This window comes from Pseudomonas sp. PDM21, assembly GCF_014852505.2.
Taxonomy (GTDB): domain Bacteria; phylum Pseudomonadota; class Gammaproteobacteria; order Pseudomonadales; family Pseudomonadaceae; genus Pseudomonas.
In genome coordinates, this window is record NZ_CM181223.1 from 6445790 (window position 1) to 6463824 (window position 18035).

Annotated in this window: 20 protein-coding genes; 10 read left to right on the plus strand and 10 right to left on the minus strand. The window is 66.7% G+C overall.

The window, feature by feature from the left end:
• Positions 1-13 precede the first annotated feature (13 nt).
• Together IB275_RS29725 and IB275_RS29730 are read left to right on the plus strand one after the other, a co-directional pair.
• Positions 14-394, plus strand: a complete 381-nt coding sequence (locus IB275_RS29725; protein ID WP_017520704.1) for a RidA family protein — start codon at positions 14-16, stop codon at positions 392-394.
• 60 nt (positions 395-454) lie between these two features.
• Positions 455-1189: a putative periplasmic lipoprotein gene (locus IB275_RS29730; RefSeq protein ID WP_192293594.1), complete on the plus strand. Its 735-nt coding sequence runs from the start codon at positions 455-457 to the stop codon at positions 1187-1189.
• Positions 1190-1222: 33 nt separating this feature from the next.
• Here IB275_RS29730 and IB275_RS29735 read toward each other — a convergent pair whose 3' ends face one another.
• The 3 genes from IB275_RS29735 to IB275_RS29745 all read right to left on the minus strand — a co-directional run bounded on the left by IB275_RS29735 (position 1223) and on the right by IB275_RS29745 (position 3583).
• Positions 1223-1846 carry a LysE family translocator gene (locus IB275_RS29735; RefSeq protein ID WP_192293596.1) on the minus strand — a complete coding sequence of 208 codons (624 nt, stop codon included), beginning with the start codon at positions 1844-1846 and terminating at the stop codon, positions 1223-1225.
• A gap of 67 nt (positions 1847-1913) precedes the next feature.
• On the minus strand, positions 1914-2714 hold the full coding sequence (locus IB275_RS29740; RefSeq protein ID WP_192293598.1) for a helix-turn-helix transcriptional regulator: 801 nt from the start codon (positions 2712-2714) through the stop codon (positions 1914-1916).
• A complete protein-coding gene (locus IB275_RS29745; RefSeq protein WP_192293600.1) occupies positions 2714-3583 on the minus strand; it encodes an NAD-dependent epimerase/dehydratase family protein in 870 nt (289 codons plus the stop codon). Before IB275_RS29745 ends, IB275_RS29740 begins: the two co-directional genes overlap by 1 nt.
• 95 nt (positions 3584-3678) lie before the next feature.
• On the opposite strand from IB275_RS29745, the gene IB275_RS29750 reads away from it, so the two are divergent.
• From IB275_RS29750 to IB275_RS29760, 3 genes are all read left to right on the plus strand, one after another.
• Positions 3679-4611, plus strand: a complete 933-nt coding sequence (locus tag IB275_RS29750) for a hydrogen peroxide-inducible genes activator (protein WP_192293602.1) — start codon at positions 3679-3681, stop codon at positions 4609-4611.
• The gene (gene recG, locus IB275_RS29755; RefSeq protein ID WP_192293604.1) at positions 4608-6683 is read left to right on the plus strand and encodes an ATP-dependent DNA helicase RecG; all 2076 of its coding nucleotides are present in this window, start codon (positions 4608-4610) and stop codon (positions 6681-6683) included. The genes IB275_RS29750 and recG overlap by 4 nt, the downstream gene beginning before the upstream one ends.
• Before the next feature lie 91 nt (positions 6684-6774).
• Positions 6775-8181, plus strand: a complete 1407-nt coding sequence (locus IB275_RS29760; protein WP_192293607.1) for an aminoacyl-tRNA deacylase and HDOD domain-containing protein — start codon at positions 6775-6777, stop codon at positions 8179-8181.
• Positions 8182-8262: 81 nt separating this feature from the next.
• Here IB275_RS29760 and IB275_RS29765 read toward each other — a convergent pair whose 3' ends face one another.
• From IB275_RS29765 to IB275_RS29785, 5 genes are all read right to left on the minus strand, one after another.
• Positions 8263-8664, minus strand: coding sequence for a helicase (locus IB275_RS29765; RefSeq protein ID WP_081515143.1), 402 nt, complete (start codon positions 8662-8664; stop codon positions 8263-8265).
• Positions 8665-8799: 135 nt separating this feature from the next.
• Entirely contained in the window at positions 8800-9072 is a 273-nt protein-coding gene (locus IB275_RS29770; protein WP_017520695.1) for an HU family DNA-binding protein, read from the minus strand.
• Positions 9073-9268: 196 nt separating this feature from the next.
• The gene (locus tag IB275_RS29775; RefSeq protein WP_081515142.1) at positions 9269-10423 is read right to left on the minus strand and encodes an NAD(P)/FAD-dependent oxidoreductase; all 1155 of its coding nucleotides are present in this window, start codon (positions 10421-10423) and stop codon (positions 9269-9271) included.
• A 101-nt stretch (positions 10424-10524) separates the two neighbouring features.
• Positions 10525-10692 carry a rubredoxin gene (locus IB275_RS29780; protein ID WP_192293608.1) on the minus strand — a complete coding sequence of 56 codons (168 nt, stop codon included), beginning with the start codon at positions 10690-10692 and terminating at the stop codon, positions 10525-10527.
• A gap of 198 nt (positions 10693-10890) precedes the next feature.
• Positions 10891-11058 (minus strand): rubredoxin, encoded by a 168-nt coding sequence (locus IB275_RS29785; RefSeq protein WP_015479573.1) that lies wholly within the window; start codon positions 11056-11058, stop codon positions 10891-10893.
• 235 nt (positions 11059-11293) lie between these two features.
• On the opposite strand from IB275_RS29785, the gene IB275_RS29790 reads away from it, so the two are divergent.
• Together IB275_RS29790 and ubiA are read left to right on the plus strand one after the other, a co-directional pair.
• Positions 11294-11833, plus strand: coding sequence for a chorismate lyase (locus IB275_RS29790; RefSeq protein WP_192293666.1), 540 nt, complete (start codon positions 11294-11296; stop codon positions 11831-11833).
• A gap of 27 nt (positions 11834-11860) precedes the next feature.
• On the plus strand, positions 11861-12751 hold the full coding sequence (gene ubiA / locus IB275_RS29795) for a 4-hydroxybenzoate octaprenyltransferase (protein WP_192293610.1): 891 nt from the start codon (positions 11861-11863) through the stop codon (positions 12749-12751).
• A gap of 75 nt (positions 12752-12826) precedes the next feature.
• Here the strand turns inward: ubiA and IB275_RS29800 are convergent, their stop codons facing one another.
• Positions 12827-13192, minus strand: coding sequence for a COG4315 family predicted lipoprotein (locus IB275_RS29800; RefSeq protein ID WP_192293613.1), 366 nt, complete (start codon positions 13190-13192; stop codon positions 12827-12829).
• Positions 13193-13504: 312 nt separating this feature from the next.
• Between IB275_RS29800 and phoB the strand changes: the two genes are divergently transcribed.
• The 3 genes from phoB (at position 13505) to IB275_RS29815 (ending at position 16971) form a co-directional block, all read left to right on the plus strand.
• Positions 13505-14194: a phosphate regulon transcriptional regulator PhoB gene (phoB, locus tag IB275_RS29805; RefSeq protein ID WP_054910046.1), complete on the plus strand. Its 690-nt coding sequence runs from the start codon at positions 13505-13507 to the stop codon at positions 14192-14194.
• A gap of 60 nt (positions 14195-14254) precedes the next feature.
• On the plus strand, positions 14255-15538 hold the full coding sequence (gene phoR / locus IB275_RS29810) for a phosphate regulon sensor histidine kinase PhoR (protein WP_192293668.1): 1284 nt from the start codon (positions 14255-14257) through the stop codon (positions 15536-15538).
• A 92-nt stretch (positions 15539-15630) separates the two neighbouring features.
• A complete protein-coding gene (locus tag IB275_RS29815; RefSeq protein ID WP_192293615.1) occupies positions 15631-16971 on the plus strand; it encodes a hemolysin family protein in 1341 nt (446 codons plus the stop codon).
• Between the two features lie 102 nt (positions 16972-17073).
• Here the strand turns inward: IB275_RS29815 and IB275_RS29820 are convergent, their stop codons facing one another.
• A complete protein-coding gene (locus IB275_RS29820) occupies positions 17074-17973 on the minus strand; it encodes a peptidoglycan DD-metalloendopeptidase family protein (RefSeq protein ID WP_192293617.1) in 900 nt (299 codons plus the stop codon).
• Positions 17974-18035 lie beyond the last annotated feature (62 nt).

Genomic DNA, 18035 nt, shown 5'->3' on the forward strand with positions numbered 1-18035 from the left:
GTTAGGAGTCGACATGACCAAGACCGTTATCCACACCGACAAAGCCCCGGCCGCCATCGGCACCTACTCCCAGGCGATCAAGGCTGGCAACACCGTCTATGTCTCCGGCCAGATCCCGCTGGACCCGAAAACCATGGAACTGGTCGAGGGCTTCGAAGAGCAGACCGTCCAGGTCTTCGAGAACCTGAAAGCCGTCATCGAGGCTTCCGGTGGCTACCTGCACGACGTCGCCAAGCTGAACATCTTCCTCACTGACCTGTCGCACTTCGCCAAGGTCAACGAGATCATGGGCAAGTACTTCGTCCAGCCCTACCCGGCCCGCGCCGCCATCGGCGTTGCCGCCCTGCCCAAGGGCGCCCAGGTCGAGATGGACGCCATCGTCGTCCTGGAATAAGCACTGCGAAACACCTACGGGGCCCCAGCGGCCCCGTTCCTTTGTCTGCAAGGAGCAAACATGCGTCGCGCCCTGATCCTGAGCGCCCTGATCGGCCTGCTCACCGGCTGCGCCGGCACCCCGTCCGACCCTTCCGGCGTCTGGGTCAACCAGGCCGCCATCGATGCCGCCGGCAAGGGTGGCAAGCTGCGCGAGGCGCTGCTGGCCTACGGCCCGAACCTGGAATGGAAGCTGGACACCAAGGCCAGCCAGGCCACCTTCAGCAACGGCTTCGAGCTCGGCGAAGGCCAGCTGACCGCCGAAGATCCCAAGCACTACCGCGTCGACTTCTACGGCAGCAACCAGGAATCCCTGGAGCTTGACGGCAAGGAGCTGGTGCAGGTGGGCAGCGACAACTGGCCCGAGCAGCGCTTCCTGCGCCCCAAGGAGCAGCCCGCCGCACAGAGCCCGGCCGGCAGCACCTTCGAGAACGCCCTCTACGCCGCCTACCTGAACGGCACCTGGATCATCGAGGAAGGCGAAGGCAAGGGCAGCAAGGTCAAGTTCGCCGCCAACGGCAGCCTCGAAGGCATGCCCGGCTTCGATCGCTACGCGCTGTGCCTGGCCGGCGACTGCGCGGCCATGAGCGGCGACAACGACAGCATCTGGCTGCAACAGGGCCAGCAGGGCCGCGAATTCCTCTTCGAGCGCGACGGCGACAAGCTGGAGCTGTTCGAAGCGGTGAACCGCGCCCAGTCCGACGAGATGCCGCAGTACGCGCCCGGCAACAAGGTCTGGACCCTGGAGCGCGACTGATCCGCGCGAGCGGGCGGGCGCGAACGATAACCTTCAGCGCAGCCCGCTCCACAGCAGCCAGCCACCCAGCGCCAGCAACAGGCCGCCCCAAAGGCGGTCCAGCGCCGTGACCCGGCGCTTCAGCCAGCCGCGCCAGCGCGGGCGATCCAGCAGGCGCACCAGCGCCATGTCCCACAGCAGCACCACCGCGCCCATCCACAGCACGCAGACTCCCAGTGCCCAGCCCGGCAGGTGGAACTGCCCGAGCACGCCGAACAGCCCGGTGTAGAAGATCGGCAGCTTGGGGTTCAGGCTGCTGGCAAACAGGCCCTCGCGCATCCCGCGCAGAAATCCCCCGCTGCGCTGTTCACCCAGCTCCGCAGGAATCTCCAGCTCCCGACGCGCCAGCAGCGCCTGCGCGCCGAGCCAGACGAAGTAGACGCCACCCAGCAACTGCACCACCCGCAATCCATGGCTGGCCACTTCCGGCAACAGGCCGAGGACGAACAGCACCAGCAGCATGCTCGCCAGGTTGGCCAGGGCGATGCCCGCCGCACAGCCGTCGGCGTGGCGTCGACCACGCAGCAGCGCGGCGCGGATCAGCAGAAAGAAGTCCGGTCCCGGCGACAGCAGGGCGGCGAAGTGGGTGCTGGCGACCAGCGCGAAGGCGGCGAACATGGCGATCTCCCGGATAGCGGCGTCGCGCAGTCTGGAAGCGCCGGGGTTCGCCGGTCTTGGAAGAAAGTCAGGTGCGCGTGGCGCGCAGGAAGCGACCGGGCGTAACGCCGGTGAAGCGGCGGAAGGTCCCGGAGAAGTGCGCCTGGTCGTAGAACCCCAGGTTCAGCGCGACCTCCAGCGGCTTCTCGCCGGCCACCAGCAAGCGCTTGGCCTCGCGGATGCGCCGCTGCAGCAGGTAGGTGTGCGGCGGCACGCCGTAGGCGTTGCGGAAGGCTTCGATCAAGTGGCGCGGATGGCGCTGCAGCAGCTCGGCCAGTGCTTCTAGGCTGACCGCCTCGCGGTAATGCGCTTCCAGGTAGTCGCGCAATCTGGCGGTGACGCTGCCGTCGCGGGATGCCGAAGCATTCGGGCGCATGCCGCCGTGGCGGACGAACACCAGCTCCAGCAGCGCCAGCAGTTCGCTCTCCAGCGCCAGCGCGTCGTTGCGTTCGAACTCCGTGGCGACGCGCCGCAGCGCCTCCGCCACCTGCCCGTCATCGTGCGGATTGAGCGCCTGGAAGCCGCGCGGCAACTGCTTGCGGCCCAGCAGCGGGAGCAGGCGCGACTCTTCGATATAGAGCATGCGATAGACCAGCCGCTCGGACTCGGCATTGCCAGTGTGCGGCTCCTCCGGGTTCATCAGCGACAGGGTGCCGGCCGGCAGCACGTGGTGCGCGCCGCGGCACTGGTAGCCACCCGCGCCGTGCAGGATGGCGCCGATGGCAAAGGCATCATGGCTGTGGCGCCCGAACGGCTGGCCGGAGAAGTCCGCATGGAACAACTCCACCCCCGGTAACCAGGGGCGCACCAGCAGCCGGTTGGCGTCCATCAGTCCCGCTTACCCGCGAGGATGGCCGCGTAGCCTTCGCGGAAGCTCGGGTAACGCGGCTCCCAGCCCAGCGCGCGAGCGCGGGCGTTGCTGCAGCGCTTGCTGCCGGCGCGGCGTACGGTCTGCTCGTCGGCCCAGTGGGTGACGCCCAGATGCTCGCGCAGCCAGCCGACCACGTCGTGCAGCGCCGCCGGTTCGTCGTCGACACCGATGTAGCAGTCGTCCAGCGCCACGCCGCTGCGGTCGGCCTCCAACAGCGCGGCGAGCAGGCCGGCGGCGTCCTCGGCATGGATGCGGTTGGCGTACAGCGGCGGCTCGCTGGCGACGCGGTAGCCCTCGCGCACCTGTTTGAGCAGCCACTCACGACCAGGGCCGTAGATGCCGGTGAGACGCACGACACTGGCGGGAATGCCGCTCTGCAGCGCCAGCTGCTCGGCTTCGAGCATCACGCTGCCGGAATAGCTCTGGGCTTCGGCGGGCGAGGTCTCGTCGATCCACTCGCCATCGCGCTGGGCGTACACGCCGCTGCTGGAGACGAACAGCAGGCGCTTGGGCAACTGCCCGCGCTGCTGCAGCCAGCCGAGGGTGTTGCGCAGGCCTTCGACGTAGGCAGCGCGATAGCCGGCTTCATCGTGCTGGGTCGCGGCGGCGCAGAACACCAGGTAGTCCAGTTTGCCCACCGGCCAGGTGTCCGGGCATTCGAGCTGGCCCAGGTCGCCGGCCACCGGCAGCACTTCCAGCGGCAGCGCGGCAACGTTGCGGCGCAGGCCGTGGACGCGCCAGTCACGGGCGGCCAGTTGGCGTCCCAGGCGGCTGCCGACATCGCCGCAACCGACGATCATCAGGCTGGGGAAGGTGCTCTTGCTCATGCTTGGCTCCGCGAATCAAAGCTCGGCAGTTTAGCGCGGTTGGTTCGCGGCGGTGCAGCCGCTATGCTTGGGCCACCTCAACGGACTTAGTCGCCATGACCCTTACCGAACTGCGCTACATCGTCACGCTTGCCCAGGAGCAACACTTCGGCCGCGCCGCGGAGCGCTGCCACGTCAGCCAGCCGACCCTGTCGGTGGGCGTGAAGAAGCTGGAAGACGAGCTCGGCGTACTGATCTTCGAGCGCAGCAAGAGTGCGGTGCGCCTGACCCCGGTCGGCGAAGGCATCGTGGCGCAGGCGCAGAAGGTGCTGGAGCAGGCCCAGGGCATCCGTGAACTGGCCCAGGCCGGCAAGAACCAGCTGACCTCGCCGCTCAAGGTCGGCGCCATCTACACCATCGGCCCATACCTGTTCCCGCACCTGATCCCGCAGCTGCACCGGGTTGCCCCGCAGATGCCGCTGTACATCGAGGAAAACTTCACCCATATCCTGCGCGACAAGCTGCGCACCGGCGAGCTGGACGCGATCATCATCGCCCTGCCGTTCCAGGAAGCCGACGTGCTGACCCTGCAGTTGTTCGACGAGCCCTTCTACGTGCTGATGCCGGCGGACCACCAATGGACCGCGAAGAAGACTATCGACCCGGAGCTGCTCAACGACAAGAGTCTGCTGCTGCTCGGCGAAGGCCACTGCTTCCGCGACCAGGTGCTCGAAGCCTGCCCGACCACCCACAAGGGCGGCGAAAACAGGCACACCACGGTGGAATCCAGCTCGCTGGAAACCATCCGCCACATGGTCGCCTCCGGCCTTGGCGTGTCGGTGCTGCCGTTCTCCGCCGTGGACAGCCATCACTACGCACCGGGCGTGCTGGAAGTGCGCCCGTTCAGCGCGCCAGTCCCCTTACGCACCGTCGCCATCGCCTGGCGCGCCAGCTTCCCGCGCCCGCGCGCCATCGAGGTACTGGCCGACTCGATCCGCCTGTGCTCGGTCGCCAAGCCGACCGTCAAGGGTGAAGCCGAGCCGGCATGACCGATCTGTCGAACGTCCCGGTCACCGCGCTCAAGGGCGTGGGCGCCGCGCTGGAAGAAAAGCTGGCGAAGGTCGGCCTGGAAAACCTCCAGGACATCCTCTTCCACCTGCCGCTACGCTACCAGGACCGCACCCGCATCACCCCCATCGGCGCCCTGCGTCCGGGACAGGATGCCGTGGTCGAAGGCGTGGTCTCCGGCGCCGACGTGGTGATGGGCAAGCGGCGCAGTCTGCTGGTGCGCCTGCAGGACGGCACCGGCACCCTGAGCCTGCGCTTCTACCACTTCAGCCAGGCGCAGAAGGAGAACCTCAAGCGCGGCACGCACCTGCGTTGCTACGGTGAGGCTCGCCCCGGCGCTTCGGGCCTGGAGATCTACCACCCCGAATACCGCTCGCTCACCGACGCCGCCGCGGCGCCGGTGGAGCAGACCCTGACGCCGATCTACCCGACCACCGAAGGCCTCACCCAGCAGCGCCTGCGCCAGCTCAGCGAGCAGACTCTGGCGCGCCTGGACCGCTCGAGCCTGCCGGACTGGCTGCCGGCGGAACTGGCCCGCGACTACCGCCTGGGCCCGCTGGACGAAGCCATCCGCTACCTGCACCGGCCACCGCCGGACGCCGACCTGGAAGAACTCGCCGAAGGCCGCCACTGGGCCCAGCACCGTCTCGCCTTCGAGGAACTGCTGACTCACCAGCTGTCGCTGCAACGCCTGCGCGAGAGCGTGCGTTCCCAGGCCGCGCCGCAGCTGCCGCCGGCCAAGCGCCTGCCGGCGCTGTACCTGAAGAACCTCGGCTTCAAGCCCACTGGCGCGCAGCAGCGCGTCGGCGCGGAGATCGCCTACGACCTCGCCCAGCCCGAACCCATGCTGCGCCTGGTGCAGGGCGACGTCGGCGCCGGCAAGACCGTGGTCGCCGCCCTCGCCGCCCTGCAGGCGCTGGAAGCCGGCTACCAGGTGGCGCTGATGGCGCCCACCGAAATCCTCGCCGAGCAGCACTTCCTCAACTTCACCAAGTGGCTGCAGCCGCTGGGCATCGAAGTCGCCTGGCTGGCCGGCAAGCTCAAGGGCAAGGCCCGCGCCAGCGCACTGGAACAGATCGCCGGCGGCGCGCCGATGATCGTCGGCACCCACGCGCTGTTCCAGGACGAAGTGAAGTTCAAGCGCCTGGCCCTGGTAATCATCGACGAACAGCACCGCTTCGGCGTACAGCAGCGCCTTGCCCTGCGCCAGAAAGGCGTCGACGGCCGGCTCTGCCCGCACCAGCTGATCATGACCGCCACGCCCATTCCGCGGACCCTGGCAATGAGCGCCTACGCCGACCTCGATACTTCGATCCTCGACGAGCTGCCGCCCGGCCGCACCCCGGTAAACACCGTGCTGGTGGCCGACAGTCGCCGCATCGAAGTGATCGAGCGGGTGCGCGCCGCCTGTGCGGAAGGCCGTCAGGCGTATTGGGTGTGCACGTTGATCGAGGAATCCGAAGAACTCACCTGCCAGGCCGCGGAAACCACCTATGAGGAACTCTCCTCGGCGCTGGGCGAGCTGCGCGTCGGCCTGATCCACGGGCGCATGAAGCCGGCGGACAAGGCCGTGGTCATGGAAGCCTTCAAGGAAGGCATGCTGCAGTTGCTGGTCGCCACCACGGTGATCGAAGTCGGCGTGGACGTGCCCAACTCCAGCCTGATGATCATCGAGAACCCCGAGCGCCTGGGCCTGGCCCAATTGCACCAGCTGCGGGGCCGCGTCGGCCGGGGCAGCGCGGCGAGCCACTGCGTGCTGCTCTACCACCCGCCGCTGTCGCAGATCGGCCGCGAGCGCCTGGGGATCATGCGCGAGACCTGCGACGGCTTCGTCATCGCCGAAAAGGACCTGGAGCTGCGCGGCCCCGGCGAAATGCTCGGCACCCGTCAGACTGGCCTGCTGCAATTCAAGGTGGCCGACCTGATGCGCGACGCCGACCTGCTGCCGGCGGTGCGCGATGCCGCCCAGGCCCTGCTGGCACACTGGCCTCAATCGGTCAGCCCATTGCTGGCACGCTGGCTGAGACACGGGCAGCAATACGGGCAAGTGTGATCTATTTCACCTTCATCGGTCAGTTGACTGCTCGGTCACGCTGACTGCGTGGTTATACTCCGACCCAGCCGTTGATAACCGGATCACATTCATGAGCGACGCCGCACGCGCCCCATCCGACTCCTCGCAGGCCCCAGAGGTCATCCTGCAGCTGCTCGCCAAGCTGGGCATACCGTCTCGCGAAGTCTGCGATGTCACTACGCTCCCAGCCACGCGCCGGGTACAGGCCAGCCTGCTGGAAGATGCCGTCGGCACCCTGCTGGTGCTGTTCCCGCAAAGCCAGCTGCTGGACCTGAACCGCCTGGCCGAACTCACTGGCCGCAAGCTGGTGGCGGTCAAGCCCGATCGCCTGGAGCGCATGCTCGGCAAGCACCAGCTCGGCCGCCTGCCGGCGCTGCCGCCGCTGACCAGCTCGCCGTGCCTGTATGACGAGCGCCTGTTGCAGGAACCCCAGCTGCTGATCGAATCCGGCGCAGCAGGCACGCTGCTGGAGATTCCCACCGCGCCCTTCCGCAGCCTGCTGGAAAAAGCCAGCGCGGCGCGCTTCGGCGTGGCGCTGGAATCGATCCGGCCGAACCTCGACCGCCCGGACGACGACCGCAAGGAAATCACCCAGGCCGTGCAGGCGTTCACCGCCCGCCGCATCCAGCAGCGCCTCGAGGAAACCATCGAGATTCCGCCGCTGCCGGAAACCGCACAGAAGATCATCAAGCTGCGCGTCGACCCCAACGCCACCGTGGACGACATCACCGGCGTGGTGGAGACCGACCCGGCGCTGGCCGCGCAGGTCGTCAGCTGGGCGGCCTCGCCCTACTACGCCGCGCCCGGCAAGATCCGCTCGGTGGAGGACGCCATCGTCCGCGTACTGGGCTTCGACCTGGTGATCAACCTCGCCCTGGGCCTGGCCCTGGGCAAGACCCTGAGCCTGCCCAAGGACCAGCCACAGCACGCCACGCCCTACTGGCACCAGGCGATCTACACCGCCGCGGTGATCGAGGGTCTCACCCGCGCCGTGCCGCGCGCCGAGCGCCCGGAAGCCGGCCTGACCTACCTCGGCGGCCTGCTGCACAGCATCGGCTACCTGGTCCTGGCGCACATCTTCCCGCCGCATTTCTCGCTGATCTGCCGGCACCTGGAGGTGAACCCGCACGTCGAGCACAACCTCGTCGAGCAGCACCTGCTGGGGATCACCCGCGAGCAGATCGGCGCCTGGCTGATGCGCACCTGGGACATGCCGGAAGAGATCTACACCGCGCTGCGCTTCCAGCACGACCCGACCTACGCCGGTGACTGCTCGGCCTATGCCAACCTGGTCTGCCTGGCGACCCGCCTGCTGCGCAACCACGGCATCGGCAGCGGCCCGGAGACCGACATTCCGCAGGACCTGCTGGATCGCCTGGACATCCCCCGCGAGAAGGCCGAAGACGCCGTGCGCAAGGTACTCGACGCCGAAGCGGTGCTGCGCGAGCTGGCCAGCCAGTTCAATCCCGCGCACTGAATGTACCAAGGCTGAAGCCGTCGCGATGCAGACATGAAAAAGGCCCCGGCAGGGGCCTTTTTTCTGTCCGTCGAAAGCGCCTCAGGCGGCTTTCTTGTCGCTGCCCGGCGCGGCTTTCTTCTTCGGCTTGAGGTACTTCACCAGGCCCTGGAACCAGATCACCAGGCCGGGGTTGCCCTGGATCTGGATGTCCTTGTTCTGGATGCCCTGCATGAACGCCAGCTGCGGGTTCTTCGAGGTCATGGTGGCGAAGCCGTAGGCACCGTCCTTGAAGCCCAGCGCGAAGGCCGGCTGTGGATGGGTGCCGCGACGGGCGCTGACCTTGAGGTCCTTGACGATGTAATGGCGCGCGACCTTGCCGTCGAGCGTGTGGAGCTGGAACACCAGGTCCTTGCCTTCGAGCTGCTTCTGGAACGCCGGGTTTTCGCGGCTGGCCTTGGCCATCAGGCGACCGAGCATCCACAGGAGTAGACGGAATTTCATGCACAAACCTCGACGTTCGAGACAATAGTCTGCGCATTGTAGCCAGTTTGAAAACGGACTACATCCGGTCTTTTGGAGGGATTATGTAACTGGAGGAGGCAACCCGGAGCCGCTCTGGCTCCGGGTCAGACGCGATCAGTTGACGGCGTCTTTCAGCGCCTTGCCCGGTTTGAAGGCAACGGTATTGCTGGCTTTGATCTTGACCGGCTGGCCGGTTTGCGGGTTCTTGCCGGTGCGGGCGCCACGGTGGCGCTGAACGAAGGTACCGAAACCGACAAGGGTAACGCTGTCCTTGCGGTTGAGCGCGCCAGTGATTTCATCCAGCAGCGCGTTCAGCACCTTGTTGGCTTGTTCTTTGGTGAGGTCGGCCTTCTCGGCGATCGCGGCGGCGAGTTCTGGTTTACGCATAAATGCCTCTTTGACGGTTTGTTGTTGTTGTGTCCGTGCTGTCTTCCCAACAGCGCCCAAGGCACCGCAGGCTTGCCGTACAGGCTCTAGGCTGCGGCAGACGGGGGGAGAATGGCACGCCGAAAGCTGGTACGCCAGTATCGTCTGACAATTTGCGGGCACTTTCCCAAGGCAAAAACGCCATTGGCGACGCCTGTCACGCCAGTAGTGCCGGCAACTCCTTGTTCAGGGAGAGTTTTTCACTCACGGCGGCCCCAGTCAGGGCATAGCCGAGCAATCGACCGGCGGTATCCCGGCACAGCACCTTGAGGTCCGGGCCAGAGCCTTCCACCCGCCATTCGCCCTCGCTGCCACGCGGCGGCGGCGACACCACCAGCGGGCACACCGGCGTCTTCACGGTCACCGGCATGGCGCCGTAGGCAACCGGCGTCGGCTTGCCGGCCAGGGTCTGCGCCAGCGCGCGGGCACAGGACATCAGCGGCATCACGTAGAGCAGGTTGAGGCCGTCGACCTCGGCGCAGTCGCCCAAGGCATAGATGTTCGCGTGGGAGGTGCGCAGTTCGCGGTTCACCATCACGCCGCGATTGATATCCAGACCGGCGGCGGCGGCCAGGTCGATGCGCGGGCGCAGGCCGACGGCAGAGACGACCAGGTCGCAGGGGATCACCTGGCCATCGGAGAGGTGCGCTTCCAGGGCGTCGCCGGCGCGCACCAGGCTGTTCAGCACCGGGCCGAGGTGGAAGCGCACCCCGAGGCCTTCCAGCCCCTGCTGCACCGCCTGGGCGGCGGCCGGATGGAGCAGGCCGGGCATGACCTGCTCGCACGGCGCTACCACGTCGAGCTGGTAGCCGCCACTGGAGAGGTCGTTGGCGAACTCGCAGCCGATCAGGCCGGCGCCCAGCAGCAGCACGCGGCGCTTGCCGGCGGCGGCGCTGCGGAAGCGCGCGTAGTCTTCCAGGTCGTTGATCGGGAAGATCAGGTCCTGGGCGTCGCCCTCGACCGGCACGCGAATGGTCTCGGCGCCCCAGGCCAGTACCAGGTCGCGGTAGTGGATCTCTTCCTCGCCGATCCAGATGCGCCGGTGGCCCGGGTCGATGCCGGTGACACGGGTATGGGTGAGGATGCGCGCCTTGAGCTGGTCGGCCATGGCGCCCGCCTCGGCCATGGCCAGGCCGTCGGCGTCCTTGTCCTTGGAGAAGCCGGTGGAGAGCATCGGCTTGGAGTAGGAGCGCCCGTCGTCGGCGGTGATCAGCAGCAGCGGCGTCTCGCTGTCCAGCTTGCGCCACTCGCGGGCGAGGTTGTAGCCGGCCAGGCCAGTTCCGATGATCACCAGCGGTGCGTTGTCGCTCATTACTCTCTCACCTCAAGAATCGCCACCCGGTAAAGACGGCACTTCAGTACAGACGGCGCGGCGACCGTGGAGTCGCCGCATGAATTCGTTCGGGCAGGGGCTCAGGAGATTTCGATCATCTCGAAATCGATCTTGCCCACGCCGCAATCCGGGCAGACCCAGTCCGCCGGGATGTCCTCCCAGCGCGTGCCGGGGGCGATGCCCTCGTCCGGCTGGCCCAGTGCCTCGTCGTAGATGAAGCCACAGACCACGCATTGCCATTTGCGCATCAGCCAAGCCCTCCTGCGATTGCCCGGTGAAGCTAACGTATCGCCGCGCACCGGCCAACGGCGGGCGCGACGCCGGGCTCCGTCAGCAGGGTCAACCCGGCGCGCCTCCAGTCTACCGCGTCAGGCGCGGGCTTGCGGGGTGCGCAAACGCAGACGGCGGCCCGAGGGCCGCCGTCGCGGGAATCGATCCGGGCGGTATCAGCCGATCTCGATCATCTCGAAATCCAGCTTGCCGACGCCGCAATCGGGGCACAGCCAGTCTTCCGGCACGTCTTCCCAGCGGGTACCGGCGGCGATGCCCTCTTCCGGCCAACCCTTGGTCTCGTCATAGATCAGGCCACAAACCACGCACTGCCACTTCTTCATCAGCTATCACCCTCATGTTCTTGTCGCTTGGACGTCAGTGCATCCAATGTCCGGCTTTGTACTGGCGATGGGCTTGCGGCGCAAGCCCCATGGAAAACGCCGGGCGGCTGGCCAAACCTTTGGTGGGGTCTGGCGTAATGCACTCTTGCGGACAACGCAATCGGCCGCGCAAAGGCGCCATGTTAAGCTGCCGCGTCCCTGGCCAACCGCAGTCCAAGCCGTGCCCGAAGCCGCCCTGATCCATCCGCCCCGCTGGCTCACTTCCGCCCAGTTGCACCCCGCTCCCGCCGCCCAGGTCGTGGACTGGCTGTTCGACGAAGGCTCGCTGACGCGCCGGCTGACGGCTCTCTCCGCCGATAACTTCGCCGTGCAGCCGCTGGCCGAGGGCTGGCACCGCCTGCGTACCGACGAGTGCGTCGCGCTGGGTGTGCCGGACGGCAGCCAGGGCTGGGTGCGCGAGGTGTACCTGAAAGGCCACGGCACGCCCTGGGTATTCGCCCGCAGCGTCGCCGCGCGTTCGGCGCTGGAAGGCTCCGGCTTCGACCTGCGCCTGCTCGGCACGCGCTCCCTGGGTGAGTTGCTGTTCAGCGACCGCGCCTTTCTGCGCGGCCCCATCGAGGTCTGCCGCTACCCGGCCGCCAGCCTGCCGGCGGAAGTGCGCACCGAGCGTCTGTGGGGCCGCCGTTCCTGCTTCAGCCGCGACGGCCTGGGCGTGCTGGTCGCCGAGGTTTTCCTGCCATCGCTGTGGCACCGCGTGGAACAACAGCCCGTATAATTCCCGGATCGTTTTCCGGAGGCCGCCATGTTCGTCGCCCTGATCAAACCCCTCGCCCGCCTGCATCCCCGCGCCTGGGACTTCATCCAGCTGACGCGCATGGACAAGCCGATCGGCATCTACCTGCTGCTCTGGCCGACATTGTGGGCACTGTGGATGGCCAGCGGCGGCGTGCCGAGCTTGAAGAACCTGGTGATCTTCGTCCTCGGCACCGTGCTGATGCGCATGGCCGGCTGCGTGATCAACGACTTCGCCGACCGCAAGCTCGACGGCCACGTCGAACGCACCAAGGCGCGCCCGCTGGCGACCGGCAAGATCACCGTGCGCGAGGCCTGGATTGCCTTCTTTACGTTGCTGGGGCTGAGTTTCCTGCTGGTGCTGTGCACCAATGAGCAGACCATCTGGCTGTCCTTCGGCGGCGCGGCGGTGGCGGCGCTCTACCCCTTCATGAAGCGCTACACCTACTACCCGCAGGTGGTGCTGGGCGCGGCGTTCTCCTGGGGCATCCCGATGGCCTTCACCGCGGCCAGCGGCATGCTGCCGGCGGTGGCCTGGCTGCTGTTCTTCGCCAACGTGCTGTGGACGGTCGCGTACGACACCTACTACGCGATGACCGACCGCGAGGACGACCTGAAGATGGGCATGAAGTCCACGGCGATTCTCTTCGGCGACGCTGACCGGGTAATCAACCTGAGCCTGCAGGGCCTGATGCTCCTGCTGCTGATCCTGGCCGGCAACAAGCTGGCGATGCACCTGTATTACTACCTGGGCCTGGCCGTAGCGGCCGGCTGCTTCGCCTGGCAGTTCCACTCGACCCGCGACCGCGAGCCGATGAAGTGCTTCAAGGCCTTCCTGCACAACCACTGGGCGGGGCTGGCGATCTTCCTCGGCACTGTGGCGGACTTCGCCCTGCGCTGATCGGGGCCCCTGCAGGAGCGCGCCATGCGCCCGATCGCGGGCGTGGCCCGCTCCTACAGGGAAATGCGGATCACATCAGGGCTTGGCCATGTGCCAGACACCCATCTTGCCTTCTCCAGCCATGTCGCCGGCCTTCTGGTCCTGCACGAAGGTATACAGCGGCTTGCCCTTGTAGGCCCACTGCACGGTGCCGTCATCGCGCTTGATCATGGTCCAGTCGCCCTTCGCCTTGGCGTCGGCCGAGGCCATCAGGGGCGGCCAGTTCTGCGCGCAGCCGCCATTGCACATCGACTTGCCGCCACTGTCCTTGTCGAAGGTGTAGAGGGTCATGCCCTTGGCATCGACCAGCATGCCGTTCTTCTCCATGCCGGGCGCCGCGGCCAGGGCAGACATCGCCGGCAGCATCAGACCCATTGCCAGGGCCGGGATTAGCAGTTTCATAGTGTTTCTCCTCTGGTGAGGTGGAAACGGCGCGAGCATCGGCGCAAAGGCGGCGGGATTGCAGGCAGGGCCGGCCAGGGCGACGTCGACAACGCACTCACTACCGTCATCGCAAGACTCCGGCAGGCTCTCTGCCGGGCACACCGCCGACCGGGCCGGTGGGTTCCGCTTGTGCCGCACGGTAAGCGTGCGGCGACCCCATGAGCATAGACGAGCGCTCTGGCACGAGGCTCAGCTACCATCGCGGTGTCACATTCATGAAATATTTCCGTTATCTAATGCGGCGCATTACAGAAATTCTGAGGCCTCAGCATGGTTGGCAAGACAATCCTCATCGTCGATGACGAAGCTCCGATCCGGGAAATGATCGCCGTGGCCCTGGAGATGGCCGGCTACGAATGTCTGGAGGCCGACAGCGCCCAGACGGCTCACGCGGTGATCGTCGATCGCAAGCCGGACCTGATCCTGCTCGACTGGATGCTCCCGGGCACCTCCGGCATCGAGCTGGCCCGCCGCCTCAAGCGCGACGAGCTGACTTCGGCCATCCCGATCATCATGCTCACCGCCAAGGGCGAAGAGGACAACAAGATCCAGGGTCTGGAAGTCGGCGCGGATGACTACATCACCAAGCCCTTCTCCCCGCGCGAACTGGTTGCCCGCCTGAAAGCCGTGCTGCGCCGCACCGGTGCCGGCGACAGCGAGACGCCGATCGAAGTCGGCGGCCTGATGCTCGACCCGATCAGCCACCGCGTGACCATCGACGGCAAGCCCGCCGAGATGGGTCCCACCGAATACCGTCTGCTGCAGTTCTTCATGACCCACCAGGAACGCGCCTACACCCGCGGCCAACTGCTGGACCAGGTCTGGGGCGGCAACGTCTACGTCGAGGAGCGTACCGTCGACGTGCATATCCGCCGTCTGCGCAAGGCCCTGGGCGAGGTATACGAAAATCTGGTTCAGACCGTGCGCGGCACCGGGTATCGTTTCTCGACCAAAAGCTGACCCGGCTTCTCATCTGGCGGGCACAAGGAACGGAATTTCGTGACCCAGAACTGGAGTGGCATGCTGATACGCCACCTGCTGCTAGTCGTAGCCGCCGGCGCACTGCTCGGCCTGATCACCGGGCAGTACGGCTGGGCCATTGCCGTGGCGCTGGCCACCTACCTTGGCTGGTCGACCTGGCAGCTGCTGCGCCTGCACAAGTGGCTGAAGAACCACCAGCCCGATGAAGCCCCGCCCGATGGCTACGGCCTGTGGGGCGAGGTGTTCGACAGCATCTACCACCTGCAGCGACGCAACCAGCGCGCTCGCGGGCGCCTGCAGGCGGTGATCGACCGCATGCAGGAATCCACCGCGGCGCTGCGCGACGGCATGATCCTGCTCGACCGCGACGGCAACCTGGAATGGTGGAACCAGTCCGCCGAGCGCCTTCTGGGCCTGAAGAGCCCGCAGGACGGCGGCCAGCCAGTGACCAACCTGGTGCGCCATCCGCGCTTCAAGGAATACTTCGAGGGCGAGGACTACCGCGAGCCGCTGGAGCTCTCCTCGCCGATCAACGACAACCTGCGCCTGCAGTTCCACATCACTCTCTATGGCGCCGGCGAGCACCTGATGCTGGTGCGCGACGTGACCCGCGTCCATCAGCTGGAGCAGATGCGCAAGGACTTCGTCGCCAACGTCTCCCACGAGCTGCGCACGCCGCTGACGGTGATCGCCGGCTACCTGGAGACGCTGCTGGACAATGTCGAGGACGTGAACCCGCGCTGGACTCGAGCACTGCAGCAGATGCAGCAGCAGGCCGGGCGCATGCAGAACCTGCTCAACGACCTGCTCCTGCTGGCCAAGCTGGAAGCCACCGATTACCCGGCGGACAACAAGCCGGTGGCGGTGGACCTGATGCTGCTGTCGATCCGCAACGACGCCCAGGCGCTGTCCGGCGCGCGCAGCCATCGCATCAGCCTGGAGGCGGACTCGAAGGTCAAGCTCAAGGGCAGCGAGGCCGAATTGCGCAGCGCCTTCTCCAACCTGGTGTTCAACGCCGTGAAGTACACCCCCGACGAAGGCGAGATCCGCATCCGCTGGTGGGCCGACGAGCAAGGCGCGCACCTCGCCGTGCAGGACAGCGGCATCGGCATCGATCCCAAGCACCTGCCACGCCTGACCGAGCGCTTCTATCGCGTCGACTCCAGCCGCAATGCCAGCACCGGCGGCACCGGCCTGGGCCTGGCCATCGTCAAGCACGTGCTGCTGCGCCACCGCGGCACCCTGGACATCAGCAGCGTGCCGGGCAAGGGCAGCAGCTTCACCTGCCACTTCCCGCCGCAGCAGGTCGAGGGCCGCGCATAGCGGTGCCCGACTTCGACTCTGGTATAGACGGGCTTGCCAGCCAGGCCCCACGAACCGCATTCTTGTCCGTCCATTCTTGAACCAACAGAACCATGGACCCTTCCCCTAGTAGTAACTTCCTCACCTATTTCGCCGATTTCGGCCTGATCCTGTTCGCCCTGTTCCTCGTCGTGCTCAACGGTTTCTTCGTTGCCGCCGAGTTCGCCATGGTCAAGCTGCGCTCGACCCGCGTGGAGACCATCGCCAACCAACACGGCTGGCGCGGCACCATCCTGCGCAAGGTGCACAACCAGCTCGACGCCTACCTCTCCGCCTGCCAGCTGGGCATCACCCTGGCCTCCCTGGGCCTGGGCTGGGTCGGCGAGCCGGCCTTCGCCGAGCTGCTGGAGCCCTTGCTGGCCGCGATCGGCGTGCACTCCGAGGAAGTCATCCGCGGCGTGTCGTTCTTCAGCGCATTCTTCATCATCTCCTACCTGCACATCGTGGTCGGCGAGCTGGCGCCCAAGTCCTGGGCGATCCGCAAGCCGGAGCTGCTGTCGCTGTGGACGGCGGTGCCGCTGTACCTGTTCTACTGGGCGATGTACCCGGCGATCTGGCTGCTCAACGCCAGCGCCAACACCATCCTGAAGATTGCCGGGCAAGGCGAGCCGGGCCCTCACCATGAGCACCACTACAGCCGTGACGAGCTCAAGCTGATCCTGCACTCCAGCCGCGCCCACGATCCCAGCGACCAGGGCATGCGCGTGCTGGCCTCGGCGGTGGAACTGGGCGAGCTGGAAGTGGTGGACTGGGCCAACTCCCGCGAGGACCTGGTCTTCCTCGAGCGCAGCGCCCCGCTGGACGACATCCTCGCCACCATCCGCCGCCACAAGTACAGCCGCTACCCGGTGTACGACAGCGAGAAGGGCGAGTTCATCGGCCTGCTGCACATCAAGGACCTGCTGCTGGCCCTGGCCACGCTGGACAGCCTGCCGGAGTCCTTCGACCTCGACGAGCTGACCCACCCGCTGGAAATGGTCACCAAACACCTGCCGCTGGCCCGCCTGCTGGAGCAGTTCCGCCAGGGAGGCTCGCACTTCGCGCTGGTCGAGGAAGCCGACCACAAGGTCGTCGGCTACCTGACCATGGAAGACGTGCTGGAAGTGCTGGTCGGTGACATCCAGGACGAACACCGCAAGGCCGAGCGCGGCATCGTCGCCTACCAGCCCGGCAAGCTGCTGGTGCGCGGCGACACCCCGCTGTTCAAGCTGGAACGCCTGCTGGGCCTGGACCTGGACCACGTCGAGGCGGACACCCTCGCCGGCCTGGTCTACGACACCCTCAAGCGCGTGCCGGAAGAAGAGGAAGTGCTGGATACCGAAGGCCTGCGCATCATCGTGAAGAAGATGAAGGGCCCGAAGATCGTCCTCGCCAAGGTGGTGAAGCTCGACTGAGTCCCGCTTACGAAAAAGCCGCCCGATGGGCGGCTTTTTTGTGCCTGCAGGATGGGCTCTTCGCAGGAACGATGGTGCCCCTCGCTCCTACAATGGGTTCGATCAGTTGCCCTTCACCACCGCGAAATTCGGCAGCGTATCCACTGGCTGGGAGAAGTCGTAGGGTATCGACTCCAGCGCCAGGCCGACGTTGCGCTGCACCACGAAGTGCAGGTGCGGGCCGCTGCTGTTGCCGGTGTTGCCCGACTGCGCCAGCGGTGTGCCGGTGCCGACGCGCTGGCCCTCACGCACCAGCACCGAGCCGCGCATCAGGTGCAGGTACACGCCCATGGTGCCGTCGTCATGCAGTATCCGCACGAAGTTGCCGGAAGGATTCTTGCCACGCCCGTCCTGGCCGTTCTCGATCTTCACCACGGTACCGCCGCGCGCCGCGATGATCGGCGTGCCCACCGGCATGGCGATATCCATGGCGTAGCGGCCCTTGGGCGTGAAGTGGCTGTAGCGGCCATTGGCACCCTGGGTCAGGCGGAACGGCCCGCCGGTCCATGGCAGCGCGTACTGGTAGGACAACGGCGTCGGTCGCGGATCGCCCAGCGCATAGCGCAGCTTGGGCTTGTAGCGCAGCGGCCTGGCGGGGTCGAGCGGCGTCAGGGTGGCGAGACGAATCGAGCTGCGCGGCGGCAGCACCCAGCGGATTGGCCGCTCCGGCGCGCCCACGGCGTTCTGCGCACCGGTCACGCTCAGCTCGATTTCCACCGGTGCGTACAGGTCATTGCGCACCTGCAGGGTCTCGCCGCCCGCGTGCTTCTTCGTCTCCAGCTTCACCTGTTCTTCCAGGTGCTCGACCATGCGATCGCGGAAAACGAAGACAGCCGCACCCGCCACGGCCTTGTCCGTGTAGGTGACCACGCCATTGGCGTCGGTGTACTTGTAGATGGTCACGGCCGAAGCCGTCCCGGAAGCGGCCAATAGACCGCACAGGAGGATACTGCGCCCTAGCATGTCGACTCTGGTTATAGGTATGGCGACGCAGGCAAGACTAGCAGCGTAGCCCGTGCGTCGCG